The sequence below is a fragment of the Mesorhizobium sp. L-2-11 genome, from assembly GCF_016756595.1.
In the GTDB taxonomy this organism is placed as follows: Bacteria; Pseudomonadota; Alphaproteobacteria; order Rhizobiales; family Rhizobiaceae; genus Mesorhizobium.
Genome location: NZ_AP023257.1, coordinates 1,958,364 through 1,973,849, shown reverse-complemented (window position 1 = coordinate 1,973,849; position 15,486 = coordinate 1,958,364). Strand labels below are relative to the sequence as shown.

Below are 15,486 nucleotides of genomic sequence, written 5' to 3'. Positions count from 1 at the left end.
TCCAGGACATGAGCGCTTTCCTGCTCTGCCTCGATTCCGGGACGACGGCGGTCAAGGCCGCCGCCTTCGACCGGCATGGCCGGATCGTGGCGTCGGCGCAGCGCCAGAACCGGGCGCTGCGGCGCGACGGCGCCCGCATCGAGCAGGACATGGCCGCAACCCGCGACGATGCCTTCGCCGTCCTGCGCGAGTGCGCGGCCGGGCTCGGCGGGACGCTCGACGGCATCCTCGTCACCGGCCAGGGTGATGGCCTGTGGCCGCTCGACGCGCAGCTTCGGCCCGCCGGCCACGCCATGACCTGGCTCGACGGCCGGGCACGGCAGATCGCGTCCGAGCTGCAGGACTCAGGCGCGCTGGACGAGATCCAGGCGGTGACCGGGTCGCGTCCTACCGCCGCGTCGCAGAGCCTCCAGCTGCTCTGGCTGCAGCGCAACGACCCGCAGCGCCTGGCGACGATCGCGCATCTGCTGCGGCTGAAGGAGTGGCTGTTCTTCACGCTGACACACGCCCTGCTTGGCGAGCCGACGGCCGCCCTGCCCGTCTGGGGCGACTGGCGTTCGGGCGCCCTGTCGCCGATCGTCCAGCGGACGCTCGGCCTGCCGCGCGGGCTGGAACTCCTGCCCGACTTCGCCCCGGTCGGCGAATGCCGCGCCAGGCTTTCGCCGCAAGCGGCCTCGGCTACCGGCATCGCGGCGGGCACACCGGTGCTGCTCGGGCCCGGCGACGTCCAGTCGACCCTTGTCGGCCTCGGTCTCGGCGTCCGGCCGGCGGTGACGCGCGCCTCGATCTTCGGCACCAGCGCCATCCATGCGTGCCACATCCTGGACCCGGCGCTGACGCCGGCGGCGCCGGCTGGGGCCATGCTGCAGCGTTTCGTGCTCGGCGACGGCTATTTCCTGTTTCAACCGAGCTTCAACGGCGCGACGCTTTTCCAGCACATCGGGCGCATCGCGGCTGGCCTACCGGCCCATGCCGAACCTGCCTATTCCGGACTGATCCTGCACCCGTTCCTCGAGCCGGGCGGCGAGCGGGCTCCCTATACGTCGCCCAATGCCAGCGGCGCGCTGTTCGGTCTGACCGCACACGCCCGGCCCGAACAGATCGCCTGGGCCGCCCGCGAAGGCCTGGCATTCGTCGCGCGCGCCAGCCACGAGATGATGAATGCGCCCGCCGGCGTCCTCTCACTCGGCGGAGGCCTGGCGGCGGACCCCCACTTCGCCGGGTTCCTGGCGACGCTTCTGGACACCCAGGTCGAGCGCGCCGGCGGGGCCCAGGCCGGCTTGCGCGGGCTGGCCGCCATCGGCGCCAGACATCTGCTCGGCACTGGCGACGCCGAACTCGCCGGCTCGTGGGTGGTGGCGCCCGATGCCGTCGCCGCGCCGCGGACCGGCAAGGTGGCGCAGTATGCCCGGGAAAAATACGCACTGTTTGTGGACCTGCTCGATTCGATCTCGCCGCATTGGCAAAGGATGGCCGCGATCCGTGATCTTGCGGACATGATGGAGACCACGCGCCAATGAACGGTGCCGACCTGCTATGCGAGACACTGCTCGCCAACGACATCGAAATGTGCTTCGCCAACCCGGGCACATCGGAAATGCATTTCGTGGCAGCGCTGGACCGCCAGCCGCGCATGCGCTGCGTGCTCGGCCTGTTCGAGGGCGTGGTCACCGGCGCGGCCGACGGCTATGCCCGCATGGCCGACAAGCCGGCGGCGACGCTGCTCCACCTCGGTCCGGGTCTGGCCAACGGCCTGGCCAATCTCCACAACGCGCGGCGCGCCGGCTCGCCGATCGTCAACGTGGTTGGCGATCACGCGACCTGCCACCTTGTGCATGATGCGCCGCTCACCTGCGACATCGACTCCCTCGCCTGGCCGATGTCGCACTGGGTGGGGCGCGCCGAGACCGCCGATACGGTCGGCGAGCGGGCGCAGGATGCGATCCGCGCCGCCCGCGGCACGCCGGGCCAGATCGCGACCATGGTCCTGCATGCCGACGCCGCGTGGAGCCAAACGTCGCGCGGCCTGCCGGCGCCCCTTCCCCCCGCCACGCCGGCCCGCCCCGACCAGACGCGCATCGACGCCGCGGTCGCTGCGCTGCGCTCGGGTCGGCCAACAGTGATCCTGGCGACCGGACCTGCACTACGCTCGACGCAGCTCGAGCGTCTCGACCGCATCGCCGCCCGCACCGGTGCGCGCCTGATGGCGCAACAGGCGAACGGCCGCATGCAGCGCGGCGCCGGGCGCGTGGCCGTGGACCGGGTGCCCTATGTCATCGATCAGGCGGTCAGGACATTCGCCGAAACCGAACAGGTGATCCTTGTCGGCGCGAAGGCTCCGGTCGGCTTCTTCGCCTATCCGGGAAAGCCGGGAAGCATGTTGCCCAAGGACTGTCACGTGCTGGACCTCTACGTCGCGGGCGAGGACCCCGTCGCGGCGATCGCAGCGCTGTTCGACGCGGTCGGCGCCGGCGAAGCGCCGCCGGCGCGCCTGGCGCTGCGGCATTCGCCCGAATTGCCGTCCGGGCGGCTCACGCCCGAGGCGATCGCGATCGCGCTTGCCCGGCACATGCCCGCCGACGCCATCATCTGCGACGAATCGGTCAGTTCCGGGCGCGACTTCTTCCGCAGCACCTACGGTGCCGAGCCGCACGATTTCCTCCAGCTCACCGGGGGCGCCATCGGGATCGGCCTGCCGCTCGCCGCCGGTGCCGCCTTAGCCTGTCCTGATCGCAAGGTGATCGTGCTGCAGGCCGACGGCAGCGGCATGTACACCGTCCAGGCCTTGTGGACGCATGCGCGCGAGAAGCTCGATGTCGTCACCATCATCTTCGCCAACCGCCGCTACCAGATCCTGCTGGGCGAACTGAACAATGTCGGGGCCGGACCGCCCGGCGAGAACGCCAGCCGCATGCTGAATCTCGACGACCCGGCGCTGGACTGGGTCAAGCTCGCCGCCGGCATGGGCGTGGAGGCGGCGCGCGCCGAGACCGCGGACGGTTTTGCCGACCTGCTGGCCTCGGCCTGCCGGCGCAAGGGACCGTTCCTTATCGAAGCGATGATCTGAGCAGGGGCTGAAATGGCAGCAATCAGACGATTTCCGCACTGCAGCCACTGGGGCGCCTACACGATCCTCGTCGAGGCTGGCCGCATCGTCGGCGTCGAGCCCTTTGAGCACGATCCGGCGCCTTCGCCGATGATTCAATCGATCCGCGAATGGGCGAAGCCCGACCGCCGCGTGCTGCGGCCGATGGTCAGATCCGGATGGCTCAAAAAGCGACAGGCGAGCGACCGCGGCGGCCGCGGCAGCGAGAGGTTCGTGCCGGTCAGCTGGGACGAGGCGACGACGCTGGTGGCGGATGAGATCCGGCGCGTCTCTGGCGAATTCGGCAACGCGTCCATTTTTGCCGGCTCCTATGGCTGGACAAGCTGCGGGCGCTTTCACCATGCCTCGTCGCTGCTCAAGCGGACGCTGAACCTGGCCGGCGGCTATACCGGTCATGTCGACACCTATTCGATCGCGGCCGGGCCGGTGATCCTGCGCCACACTCTCGGCAACGACGACGCCTGCGGCGGACAGGCGAACACGCTGGACATGATCGCCGAGCACACCGAGACGCTCGTCGTGTTCGGGGCGCTGTCGCCACGCACGGCCCAGAGCGAGGCGGGCGGCATCGGCAGCCATAGGCTGGAGACGCATCTGCGGCGGCTTGCACAGCGCGGGGTGAAGGTCGTCCTGGTCTCGCCCCTGCGCGACGACCTCCCCGATTGGCTGGCGGCAGAATGGTGGCCGATCCGGCCGAACACCGACACCGACACCGCACTGATGCTGGGTCTCGCCGGAGAGATCGTCAAGGCGGGACGCCATGACCGGGGTTTCCTCGTCCGCTGCACAAGCGGCGCGGACCGCCTTCTCGCCTATCTCGAAGGCGATGGGGACGGCGTGCGCAAAGATGCGGCCTGGGCGGCCGGCATCTGCGAGCTGCCAGCGGACGCGATCGCGCAGCTGGCGCGCCGCCTGGTCGAGACGCGCAGCATGCTCACCGTGAGCTGGAGCCTGCAGCGCGCCCAGCACGGCGAGCAGCCCTTCTGGGCGGCGCTCGGTCTGGCGTCGATGATCGGCCAGATCGGCTTGCCGGGCGGCGGCGTCGGCTACGGTTACGCCTCGCTCGGCGGCGTCGGCGCGCCGCTCAATCTCGGCAAATCGCCGGGCATGTCGCAGCTCGCCAAGCCGATCGACAGTTTCATTCCGGTGGCGCGCATCGCTGACATGCTGCTCAATCCGGGCGCGTCCTACAGCTATGAAGGGCAGACGCGGATCTATCCCGACATCCGGCTCGTCTACTGGGCGGGCGGCAACCCCTACCACCATCACCAGGATCTCAACCGGCTCGCCCGGGCCTGGACGCGTCCGGAAACGATCATCGTCCAGGATCCGATGTTCACCGCCACGGCGCAGCGCGCCGACATCGTCCTGCCGGCGAACACCTCGATCGAACGCAACGACATCGCCGGCAACAAGCGCAGCGACTTCATCTTCGCGATGCACCGGGCGATCGACCCCGTAGGCCAGGCGCGGTCGGACTTCGCCATCTTCGACGCGATTGCCGGCAAGCTGGGCGTCGGCGAGCGCTTCAACGAGGGACGCGACGAGATGGGCTGGTTGCGCCATCTCTACGCGATCAGCCGGGACGACACGGCCAGGCGCCTCGGCTTCGACATGCCGGATTTCGACGCCTTCTGGGAGCAGGGCTACGCGCGCTGCCCGGTCAAGGCGGAGCACACCTATCTGGCCGAGTTCCGCGACCACCCCGAGGACCATGCGTTGGACACCGAGAGCGGCAGGATCGTGCTCGGCAGCGAAACGCTGGCAAAGCTCGATTATGCCGACTGCCGGGCGCACCCGGCCTGGATCGAGCCGGCGGAGTGGCTGGGCGGCGCCGGCAAGACCGGCCGGTTCCACCTCATCTCCCATCAACCGGTCGGGCGACTGCACAGCCAACTGGAGACCGCCGCGACCAGCCGGGCGATGAAGCGCGGCGGACGCGAGCAGGCGCGGATCAATCCCGCCGACGCCGAAGCGCTCGGCATCGCCGACGGCGATTGCATCAGGTTGTGGAACGACCGTGGCGCCTGCCTTGCGACGGCGCAGGTGAGCGACAGCGTCCGGGAGGGCGTCGTCGTGCTGCCGACCGGCGCCTGGTTCACGCCCTCCGGAAACAGCGGGCTGGAAATCGCCGGCAATCCGAACGTCCTGACGCTCGACGTCGGCACCTCACAGTTTGGCCAGGGCTGCTCGGCCCAGACCTGCCTGGTCTGCATCGAAAATTATGCCGGCGCATCCGCGGACGCCTTCGAATACTATGAGGAAAAGCTGGTCGCGTTGACGGCCGCGCAAGGGAGAGAACACAGATGACCGCGCCCGCCATAAGCCGCTTCCCCGTTCCCGAGATCGCCGGCCTTCCCGACGACGTCCGCGAACGGATACTCGCCGTGCAGGAGAAGTCGGGCTTCGTGCCCAACGTCTTCCTCGTGCTGGCGCATCGGCCGGACGAGTTCCGCGCCTTCTTCGCATATCACGACGCGCTGATGGACAAACCCGGCCCGATCACCAAGGCCGAGCGGGAGATGATCGTCGTGGCCACGAGCAATGCCAATCAGTGCCAGTACTGCGTGGTGGCCCATGGCGCGATCCTGCGCGTTCGCGCAAAGAACCCGCTGATCGCCGATCAGGTGGCCACCAACTACCGCAAGGCCGACATCACCCCGCGCCAGATGGCGATGCTCGATTTCGCCATGAAGGTTTCCGCGCGCGCCAACGAGGTCGGCGACGCGGACATCGCGGACCTCAAGATCCATGGCTTCACCGACGAGGACGCCTGGGATATCGCGGCCATAGCCGCTTTCTTTGCCATGTCAAACCGGCTGGCCAACGTCACCAGCATGAGGCCGAACGACGAGTTCTACGCGATGGGGCGCTGACCATGCCGAAGGGATACAAGGACCTGCTGGCCGACGCCGATGCCGTCGTCCGCTCGGTCGAGGCAGCGGACATGGCGGCCATTCCCGACGGCGTTGTCATGGTCGACATCCGCGATCCGCGGGAACTAGAGCGCGACGGCATGATCCCCGGCGCATTCCATGCGCCGCGCGGCATGCTCGAATTCTGGATCGACCCCGAAAGCCCCTACCACAAGCCGAAATTCGCCGAGCCTAGGACCTTTGTGTTTTACTGCGCGTCCGGCTGGCGCTCGCTGCTCGCCGCCAAGATCGCGCAGGAGATGGGACTCGATGCGCGCAGCCTGCGCGGCGGCTTCTCGGAGTGGAAGAAGCGCGGCAATATCGTCGCCGAGAAACCGAGGAAGAACAGCTAGGCTCGACGACCGGCACCGTCGCTCGACACTGGGAATGCGGGCGATCAAGGCGCGCGATCGGTCAGCGCGCTTGCACCTTCCTCCGCGGCGCAATGTGCGCAGCAGTAGATGATGTCATCCTGTTCAACACCATGTCCGATGATCCGGCACCCGCAATGCGGGCAGAGCGGCGCAAGTTTCTGGATCGCGCATTCGAAGCTGTCGAACGTATAGGTTTCCTCAGCTAGCGTCACTTCGAAAGCCTTGTCGTAGTCATTGCCGCATTGATCGCATCTGGCCATAGTTCTTTTCCTTCTTCTTCATTGCTTCAAGCTCGACCAACCCGCCGCATGGCGATAGGTTCCCATCAGGGTCGCGCGTCCTGCTGAGCGGGAGAGTCTTGCTAAACAGGAGATGGGCCCGAGCAGCCTCACGCGCGCCGTTCGATCAAGCGGATCACCTCCTCGATATCGCGCGGCGCGATGTCGAGTTCCTTCAGGCCCGGCGCGCCGATTGCGGCCACATTGTCGTGCCGCATAAGATCGACCTGGTTGCGCGTAATCGGCGCTCCCGGAAGGAGTTCCGCGACGCCGGCCAAGGCGTCCCACGCCGCAAACGGCACCGGCATCAGCCTGATGTGGGTATCGAGCTGTCGGGCGATTTCCCGCAGCAGCTCCTTATAGCTGTAGATGCGCGGGCCGCCGAATTCGAAGATCGATGAGCCCTTGTGGTTTTGCCCGTCGATCAGCCGACTGACTGCGTCTGCGACGTCTTCCACATAGACCGGCTGAAGCCGTGTGCCACCATCGCCGAACAGCGGATAAACCGGCAGCAGGCGTATCAGCCTGACAATCGTCGTGAGGAAAACGTCGTCAGGTCCGGTCATGACGGCGGGACGCACAATGATGGCGCCGGGAAATGCGCTCGCCACCGCCTCTTCTCCGCGCCCACGTGCCCTGATGTAGTTCGAATCCGATTGAGGGTCGGAGCCGATCCCCGAAACCTGGACGAACCGATCGACCCCGCAAGCGCGCGACGCGGCGGCAAGTTCAGCAGCGGCTTCCACATGCACCCGTTCAAACGTCTGGGCGCCGTGCTCGACGTAGAGACTGACGGCATTCACGATCGCCTGCGATCCGGCAATGGCCGAGCCGATCGAGGACGCATCCAATATGTCCGCCGCGACAGCTTCTGGCATCTTTGCAGTCGAAGAAAAAACCTGGCCGACCCGAGTCGGGTGGCGGGATGCGGCGCGAACCGTGAAACCCCTTTCCAGGAGCCGCTTCACGATCCGGCGCCCGAGAAAGCCTGTCCCGCCGAACACAGTGACGATCCGTTTTGCGTTGAGATCGTCAGGATCCATTTGACTCGCCATCCCTTGGCTTTGCGTGCCCGCCGAGCGCCTGCCGCAAGGATTGCCTCTGGCCGGCGTATGAACCAGCCCCTTCGAACATCGGGGCGGTTGGAGAACAACGCAGGAACGCTTTTTGTTCCAGTCGCGCGCTCCGACATGCCCAGCAACTCGCCTGCCTCATCATCGAAAGATCGCCGCCTTCCCAGCGGCGCAAAACGCCCCACTAACTTCTGCATTCTCCGGTCCTGTAGCCATGCTGTCCGTTTCATCCCCAGCCTCCATGCGCTGGCAATAAAACCGGTCAACTCACGTGCTACCTGATCCGGACAACTCATCTGCTTACGACACTGCCGTTCGGCCCCACTTGCCTCGCTTTGCCTGCTCCTGTATGAAACCGCCATGACCAACCGCGCCACCTCCGTCGCTTCCCGTCAGACCGGCTTTGCTGGCGAGACCGTGCGCGCGCTTGCTTCCGCTCTGCTGCTTCTCGGCCTTATCGGCGATCGCCGGGTTCGCTGAAGGAGCGCCCGGCGGTCGAACCGCCGCTCACGCGCATGCTCCTTGGCCAGTCTCAAATTGGCAAGTCACATCAAGCGAATGAACATCTGGTAGAGGCGCCGCTCGGCACCAAATCCGCCTGAAGGCGGAACCCGCGAGCCGCCGGGAGAGACGACAATGAACGCACGAGAAGAGATCCGCGCAGACAACGGGGAGATGGGCAAGGATGCCCGGGGCATGCCGGAGGCAGCCCGGAAATACCAACCCTACCCGACCGTTGGTCTTACCGACCGCGTGTGGCCTTCGAAAGTCATCGACAAGGCGCCGATCTGGTGCTCGGTCGACCTGCGCGACGGCAATCAGGCGCTGATCGATCCGATGGGCCACGAGCGCAAGGCGCGTATGTTCGCCCTGCTCCTCGACATGGGCTTTAAGGAGATCGAGATCGGCTTCCCGTCGGCCTCGCAGACCGACTTCGATTTCGCCCGCTGGTGCATCGAAGAGGGTAATGTATCAGACGATGTCTCGCTGCAGGTGCTGGTGCAGTGCCGGCCGGAACTGATCACCCGCACTTTCGAGGCGCTGCAGGGCGCCACCAACCCGATCGTGCATTTCTACAATTCGACCAGCGAACTGCAGCGCCGCGTCGTCTTCGAGAAGGACGTCGCCGGCATCAGGCGGATCGCCACCGATGCGGCCAAGATGATCACCGACATGGCGGCGAAGGCCGGCGGCTTCTATCGTTTCGAATATTCGCCGGAGAGCTTTACCGGCACCGAGCTCGAAGTGGCGCTGGAAATCTGCAACGCCGTCACCGAAATCGTCAAGCCGACGCCGGAAAACAAGCTGATCATAAACCTGCCGTCTACGGTCGAGATGTCGACACCCAACATCTATGCAGATCGCATCGAATGGATGTGCCGCAATCTCGACAACCGCGAGAACCTGCTCATTTCGCTGCATCCGCACAACGACCGCGGCACCGGGATCGCCACCACCGAACTCGGCCTGATGGCGGGCGCGGACCGCGTCGAAGGCACGCTGTTCGGCAATGGCGAGCGCACCGGCAATGTCGACATCGTCACGCTGGCGCTCAACATGTACACGCAAGGCGTCGATCCCGAGCTCGATTGCTCCGACATCAACCGGATGAAGGACGTCTACGAATATTCGAACCAGTTGAAGATCCCCGAGCGCCATCCCTATGTCGGCGAGCTCGTCTACACGGCCTTTTCCGGCTCGCACCAGGATGCCATCAACAAGGGCATGAAGGCGTTGCGCAAGGCCAACACGCCATACTGGGAAGTGCCCTATCTGCCGATCGACCCGGCCGATGTCGGGCGCAACTACGAGGCGATCATCCGCATCAACTCGCAGTCCGGCAAGGGCGGCATCGCCTATGTGCTGCAGGCGGACTACGGCCTCAATCTGCCGCGCAACCTGCAGATCGAGTTCAGTCAAGCGATCCAGGCGATCACCGACGCCGAAGGCAAGGAGGTGCCGGCCAAGCGCATCTACGAGCGCTTTCTCGAAACCTACGTCGATCAGCCCGGTGCGCGGCTGAAATTCCTCGACCACCACACTTATCCCGACATCGAGATCAAGGGGCGGCGCGCGGTGGAGGCGATCATCCTCGACAGCGGCAAGGAGGTGACGATATCAGGCTCCGGAACCGGCCCGATCGACGGCTTTGTCGACGCGCTGTCGCGCTATGTCGGCGTGCCGATGTCGGTGCTCGACTATTCGGAGCACTCCATGCAGCGCGGCTCGAATGCCTCGGCCATCTCCTATGTCGAGATGGAGCATCCCGGCGGCAAACTGTTCGGCGCCGGCATCAACACCAATATCGTGGCTGCTTCGCTGGAAGCGGTGGTTTCCGCCGCCAACCGCATCGTCGACCGAAAGGTCGACTAATGCATGTCGCGCAAAAGCATGCTGCCCTCGGGCCTGACCCGAGGGTGCGTAGCGGTTTTCCGTCCGGAATTGCGTAAACAAATACTTGATGCATGTCGCGCAAAAGTGTGCAGCGGTTTTGCGATAACGACATGCAAAAACAACAACCTAAAGCGCGTCGCGTGAGGCCGGTCAAATGCGACGCGCCTTAGAGCGGTTCGGCGGTTCTATCAAAAAGCTGAACCGCTCCAGACCAGCTGTGAGCTGGAGCAGGATGAGGCCGGATGGTATCATCCTGCTCCAGTCTTTCGCCCATTAACCACTGGAATATTATCCGGTGGGGTACGCGATCGCATAATGGATGCATGCTTGTATGGCAGTGCAGGCGCTATATGATTGCGTCTTAACCTGTGCCGACTTCGAGAGGATCGACACTTGCAGCATGCCACGCCTGCCGCCCCCGCAGTGCGCGAGACGTTGGACCGATTGCTAGCCAGCGAAACGTTCGGGAGATCCGAACGAGCGCGTAAGCTGCTTCGCTACCTGGTCGAGCGCGAGCAGGCAGGCGAAGCCGACAAGCTCAAAGGCTTTTCCATCGCGATGGATGTTTTCGGCAAAGACGGCGATTTCGATCCGTCGACCGATGCCGTGGTGCGGGTGCAGGCGGGCAGGCTGCGCGAGCTTCTGCAGCATTACTTCGCCAATGAGGGCGTTGCCGAGCCGATCCGCATTGCCATTCCGCGTGGCGGCTATGTTCCATCCTATGAACTCAACGCGATCCGCCTGCCGGTCGAGCCGGCGTCGGCGGAACACATCGAGGCGGCGGCCGCCTTGCCGGAATCGCCCGAAGAACCCGGCAAGGCGGCAGGTGCCGCATCGTTGATGTCCCCCGCTGTTCGCCAGCCGGCACCCTCGCTGCTGCGCCATCTCCAGTTCTTCTGGCTGGCGATCGCTCTGGTCATCGCCATGCTGGGCGTGCTGATCCTTCGTCAGGGAAGCAGCGCATTGCTGGCGGGAAGCGATGCCGCGGCGACGATCGAAAATGCGGTGGCAACCGGCAGTATTGCGCCATGGGCTCCGGTTGAAAGCCTTCCGCTTGTCTACATCGCGGTGAAAACCAACAGCGCCGAGGCTGCCCGCGTCGCCGCATCGCTGCGCGCCGGCCTCAGCGGCTTCGACACGGTTAGCTTCATCGGTCGCGATGCTGACGGCCCGCTCGATCCGGTCGCCGATGCGATCAGCTTCGTATTCGATGTCTTGCCGGGACCAACGGCAGGCGATGTCACGCTGGAGCTTCAAAGCGTAGCGACCGGACGGGTCCTGCTGTCACGCAACTTGACTGCCGCCGACAGCACACCCTCCACCGTCGAGGACAGTGTCGCCGGCATTTTGAGTTCGGCCGTTCCGGCCTCGGGCGCGATCTACAACTATATCGAACAGAGCGGCCTTCAGACCGGCCTGACGGAATGTCTGCTGCTCAACGACAAATATTATCTCGACCAGGGCGCCAAAACCCATGAGGCTGCCTATCGCTGCCTCGAAAACCTGGTCGAACGGGATGCGAAATCGTCGCTCGTCTTTTCGGAGCTGGCGACCCTGCATCTCGAGGCGGCCACAGATCGCTATGCCTATCCAGCCGGCGCAACGATCGAACAGGCGATGTCGCTGGCCCGTCGCGCCGTGCAGATGGGGCCGACCAGCCCCTATGCCCACCGTGCCTATGGCTATCTCAATTCCCGCCTCGGCAATTCGGAGGAATCGATCCGCTGGATGCGCAAGGCCTACGAACTCAACCCTTACGACCTCAGCATGGCGGCAGCTTACGCCTACGGGCTGATTTTCGCCGGCAGGTACAGGGAGGGAACGCCGATCCTTGCTCACGCCGCCGAAACCTCCAGCGCCCATCCGACCTGGTGGGACTACGGGCTTTTCGTCGGCCAGTTCATGACTGGCGATATGAACAAGGCCGCACTTGCCAGCGATGCGTTGCAAGCGACGCCGACGAAATCGCACTATCTGGCTGCGCGGCTTATCACTGCCAAGGCCGCCGGCCGCGATCAACTGGCGCACGAACTTTTGGACGAGTTGACTGTCAAGTTCCCGAAATTCGCTGCCGATCCGCGCGCGACTTTTGTCGAGCGGAGATATCCCGCCGATCTAACCGAGCGGCTGGTCGAGGCTTTGCGTGCCGCCGGGCTCGGCAATGCCAGCTAGGCCAGCAAGTCCTTCCGACCAGCACGGCCGATCGCGGTGATTTCATCCCTTTACGCTGCCGAACGGGGCGACGGCCCGAAGACGGTTGTCTTTCTGCATGGCTTCGGCGGTTGCCACGGCGACTGGCACGAGGTGATTTCGATACTGGCAGCTGGTTCACGGACGCTGGCCTATGATCTTCCGGGCCATGGGCTGTCCCTCGATTTCCCGGGCGGCGGCCCGGCCAGGATAGCCGCCCGGGCCGTTCTCGCCGACCTCGCCGCACGCGGTATTCGGAGGGCGCATCTCGTCGGCCATTCGATGGGCGGGGCGGCGGCTGTGCTGATGGCACTGGCCGAACCCGAGGCGATAGCCTCGCTGACGCTTCTCTCGCCGGGCGGGTTTGGCACTGAGATCAATGGCCCACTGTTGCGCCGTTACGCCGTAGCAGCCGGCAAAAGTGAAATTCGCGCCTGCCTCGCCGCCATGTCCGGACCGCAAAGCCCGCCCTCGGAGCGCATCGTGGATGTGCTTGGCGAAATGCGTGCCCGTCCCGGCCAGTTGCACAAACTTGTCGAGATCGCGGCCGCCATGACCAGGGATGATCGGCAGGGCGTCATCCCGCGCGAACGGCTCGAAACGCTGGATATGCCGGTGATGGTGGTTTGGGGGACAGATGACACAGTGCTGCCCTTCAGCCAGGCCGATGGCCTGCCGGCGCATTTCCACCTGCACCACGTTTTGGAGGCCGGCCATATGCTGGTCGAGGAGGCGCCCGGCCTGATCGCCAAGATCGTCCGCCGCAACATGAAACGCCGCAGCAGGCCGCTTCGTCCAAACTCCGCTCCCGTGGCGGACTGATCCGTCCCTGTCACAGCGCGGCTTCGAGCTGGATTTCGCAGGCCGCCTATCGATCCCGCAAGTGCATTTTGCTGCATTTTGCCAGTGACTATGTTAATTCGGTGTTAACCAAACCCGCGAGGCAACGCCGATGAAGGATGCAGCCGAGAACATAAGCCAGGCCGATCAGTCGCGAAAATTATCCGACGCCATCCGCGACGTGAAAAACGCCTTCGCCGACCGCGACGACGTCGTGGTCGACATGCGCGAGGCGCATCGCATGCGGCTCGAATTGCTTGCCGCCGAACTCGCGCCGATCTTCGCCGACGTGCCCGCCGACATGGACAATTTCGACTTCGCCGTCTCGTCCGGGCTGCAGCCGCGCCTCTGGATCGACGCCGTCAGCCATGTCGCCATGGGGCGCGACCGCCGCACCTATCGCTTCCTCAAGGACACGCGCATCGGCCGCGTGGTGCTCGCCGAATCGACCGAGATGAAACCGGTTGCCAATCAGGTGACGCGCTACGTCGCGGAGCGCGTCGTCGAACGCCAGAGAATGCTGGAAGGCGGGGTCGAGCAGGCTGTCGCCGGCCTGAAACGTGCCTTGGTCCCGGAAGCCGAGCCGCCACTGCGATCCGTCACGCGCCGCAAGCGTTGGTCGACCTTTCTCTCCGGTCTTGGCCTGATCGCCGCCGGCGCCCTGGTCGGGCTGGCTGTATCGATCGTGTTGTTCTGGGACCGCCTCGTTGCGATGGGACTGAGTTTTGGACCATGATCCTGAACCGAAGGTCCGCGTAGCGAAAAGTGGAAACCGGTTTTCGGAAAAGATCATGGTCAAACAAAAAGATAGAGCCCAATCCCGATTCGATCGGGATGGAACAGGCTCTAGGCCATAGCGTCCGCGCCAAGCTCCACAACCTCCAGATCGGCAGGCGGGATGGCCGGGCCGGTCAGGCCGCGTCGCGTCAGCCTGAGCCGCCAGTTGCCTATTTCACCATCGATTTCCAGCAGATTATATTGCGCCGCTGGACGCCTGCCGCCTGGCGCCTGCCCTGCGGCGGCGACGCCGACCACCGGAATTTTGGCGCCGCGCCCATTGATCGAGAACAGCGTCGGCTCGTGCGAATGGCCGTGCAGCACAAGCTCGGCCCCGTGCCGCTGAACGACCTTTTGGAAGCGGGCGATGCCGAACAGCCGCTTGGCCTGCGAAACGGCGCCGCGTACTGGCGGATGGTGGATCATGATCACCCGGAACAGCCCGCGTTTGGCCGTGGCATCGAGCACGTCGCGCAGCCTTTCGGCCTGGTCTTCCAGAAAAAAGCCGTTGGCCATGAACGGAGCCGTGGCCCGCGCCGTCGTGACACCGATCAGCGCGACGTTGCCGCGCACGCGCAGAAAGGGAAAGGCTTCGCGGTCGACCGGCGTATTGACGCCGTCCCCGGTCATCCAGGCCGTCCACGACCGGCAGGACTTGTCGAAAGCGCCAGGCACATAGGCGTCGTGGTTTCCCGGGACGACCGACACATCATCGGGAGAGCCCAGCGTCTCCAGCCAGTGCTTGCCCATCTCGATCTCGCCATCGAGCGCCAGATTGACCAGATCGCCGGTGACGGCAAGGTGATCGGGTGCGCTCGCCTTGATATCGGCGACGATGGTGTCGATGACGGCGTCGCGCATATGGCGGCGGCGATTGCGCTGCCAGTTGACGTAACCGACCACCCGCTTGGAGGCGAGATCGCGATAGGTTACATCGGGAAGCGGTCCCAGATGGATATCGGAAATATGCGCGAGCCTGAACATCCCTCCTTCATAAGCGACCCGCGCGCTGCTTTCCACCCACGGTTTCGTGGGTGATGATGCGGCCCGATCCGGAGCAAGCTTTCCGCCAGACCGGCTGGCCGGGTCTCAGAGCAAGGCTGTTTCATCTGTATTTCGTGCTGCGGCGGCCGATGACGCTCGGGGTGCGCGGCTTGATCCACGATCGCACGTCCAGTTCCGTCTTCCTCATTCGCCATACCTATGTACCGGGCTGGCAGCTACCCGGCGGTGGCGTCGAGCTGGGCGAGACGATGATCGAGGCGCTGGCGCGCGAGCTCTCCGAGGAGGGCAACATTGCGTTGACCGCGCCACCGGTGCTGAAATCGATGCATTTCAACCGTCTGGCCAGCCGCCGCGACCATGTCGGCCTCTATTTAGTCGAGCAGTTCGACCAGACGGCGCCTAAGCTGCCGGACCGCGAGATCGCCGCAGCCGGTTTCTTTCCGCTCGACCGCCTGCCGGAAGGCACGACGCCGGGCACGTTGCGGCGGATTGCCGAGAGTTTTAGCGGCGCCGCGGCATCGCCCTACTGGTAGA

Annotated in this window: 13 protein-coding genes; 10 read left to right on the top strand and 3 right to left on the bottom strand. The window is 65.1% G+C overall.

Annotated elements, in window-relative coordinates:
- The first annotated feature begins 8 nt into the window (after positions 1 to 8).
- Genes JG739_RS09490 through JG739_RS09470 form a run of 5 tightly spaced genes read left to right on the top strand, consistent with a single transcriptional unit; the run spans position 9 to position 6,374 of the window.
- Positions 9 to 1,520 carry an FGGY family carbohydrate kinase gene (locus tag JG739_RS09490; RefSeq protein WP_202366232.1) on the top strand — a complete coding sequence of 504 codons (1,512 nt, stop codon included), beginning with the start codon at positions 9 to 11 and terminating at the stop codon, positions 1,518 to 1,520.
- Positions 1,517 to 3,067: an acetolactate synthase large subunit gene (locus tag JG739_RS09485; RefSeq protein ID WP_202366231.1), complete on the top strand. Its 1,551-nt coding sequence runs from the start codon at positions 1,517 to 1,519 to the stop codon at positions 3,065 to 3,067. The genes JG739_RS09490 and JG739_RS09485 overlap by 4 nt, the downstream gene beginning before the upstream one ends.
- A 12-nt stretch (positions 3,068 to 3,079) precedes the next feature.
- Positions 3,080 to 5,416 carry a molybdopterin-dependent oxidoreductase gene (locus tag JG739_RS09480; protein ID WP_202366230.1) on the top strand — a complete coding sequence of 779 codons (2,337 nt, stop codon included), beginning with the start codon at positions 3,080 to 3,082 and terminating at the stop codon, positions 5,414 to 5,416.
- Positions 5,413 to 5,982 (top strand): peroxidase-related enzyme, encoded by a 570-nt coding sequence (locus JG739_RS09475; protein WP_202366229.1) that lies wholly within the window; start codon positions 5,413 to 5,415, stop codon positions 5,980 to 5,982. The genes JG739_RS09480 and JG739_RS09475 overlap by 4 nt, the downstream gene beginning before the upstream one ends.
- A 2-nt stretch (positions 5,983 to 5,984) precedes the next feature.
- The gene (locus JG739_RS09470; RefSeq protein WP_202366228.1) at positions 5,985 to 6,374 is read left to right on the top strand and encodes a rhodanese-like domain-containing protein; all 390 of its coding nucleotides are present in this window, start codon (positions 5,985 to 5,987) and stop codon (positions 6,372 to 6,374) included.
- A gap of 44 nt (positions 6,375 to 6,418) precedes the next feature.
- On the opposite strand, the gene JG739_RS09465 is transcribed toward JG739_RS09470, so the two are convergent.
- Positions 6,419 to 6,655, bottom strand: a complete 237-nt coding sequence (locus tag JG739_RS09465; RefSeq protein ID WP_202366227.1) for a hypothetical protein — start codon at positions 6,653 to 6,655, stop codon at positions 6,419 to 6,421.
- A gap of 128 nt (positions 6,656 to 6,783) precedes the next feature.
- Positions 6,784 to 7,716, bottom strand: coding sequence for a complex I NDUFA9 subunit family protein (locus JG739_RS09460; protein WP_244749771.1), 933 nt, complete (start codon positions 7,714 to 7,716; stop codon positions 6,784 to 6,786).
- A 666-nt stretch (positions 7,717 to 8,382) separates the two neighbouring features.
- Between JG739_RS09460 and leuA the strand changes: the two genes are divergently transcribed.
- The 4 genes from leuA (at position 8,383) to JG739_RS09440 (ending at position 13,906) form a co-directional block, all read left to right on the top strand.
- Positions 8,383 to 10,119, top strand: a complete 1,737-nt coding sequence (gene leuA / locus JG739_RS09455; RefSeq protein WP_244749769.1) for a 2-isopropylmalate synthase — start codon at positions 8,383 to 8,385, stop codon at positions 10,117 to 10,119.
- Between the two features lie 414 nt (positions 10,120 to 10,533).
- Positions 10,534 to 12,312, top strand: a complete 1,779-nt coding sequence (locus tag JG739_RS09450; RefSeq protein WP_202366225.1) for a tetratricopeptide repeat protein — start codon at positions 10,534 to 10,536, stop codon at positions 12,310 to 12,312.
- 36 nt (positions 12,313 to 12,348) lie between these two features.
- The gene (locus JG739_RS09445) at positions 12,349 to 13,152 is read left to right on the top strand and encodes an alpha/beta fold hydrolase (protein WP_202366224.1); all 804 of its coding nucleotides are present in this window, start codon (positions 12,349 to 12,351) and stop codon (positions 13,150 to 13,152) included.
- A 130-nt stretch (positions 13,153 to 13,282) separates the two neighbouring features.
- Positions 13,283 to 13,906, top strand: coding sequence for a hypothetical protein (locus JG739_RS09440; protein ID WP_202366223.1), 624 nt, complete (start codon positions 13,283 to 13,285; stop codon positions 13,904 to 13,906).
- Between the two features lie 110 nt (positions 13,907 to 14,016).
- Here the strand turns inward: JG739_RS09440 and JG739_RS09435 are convergent, their stop codons facing one another.
- The gene (locus tag JG739_RS09435; RefSeq protein ID WP_202366222.1) at positions 14,017 to 14,931 is read right to left on the bottom strand and encodes a metallophosphoesterase family protein; all 915 of its coding nucleotides are present in this window, start codon (positions 14,929 to 14,931) and stop codon (positions 14,017 to 14,019) included.
- Between the two features lie 53 nt (positions 14,932 to 14,984).
- On the opposite strand from JG739_RS09435, the gene JG739_RS09430 reads away from it, so the two are divergent.
- Positions 14,985 to 15,485, top strand: a complete 501-nt coding sequence (locus JG739_RS09430; protein WP_202366221.1) for an NUDIX domain-containing protein — start codon at positions 14,985 to 14,987, stop codon at positions 15,483 to 15,485.
- The last annotated feature ends 1 nt before the right edge of the window (position 15,486 follow it).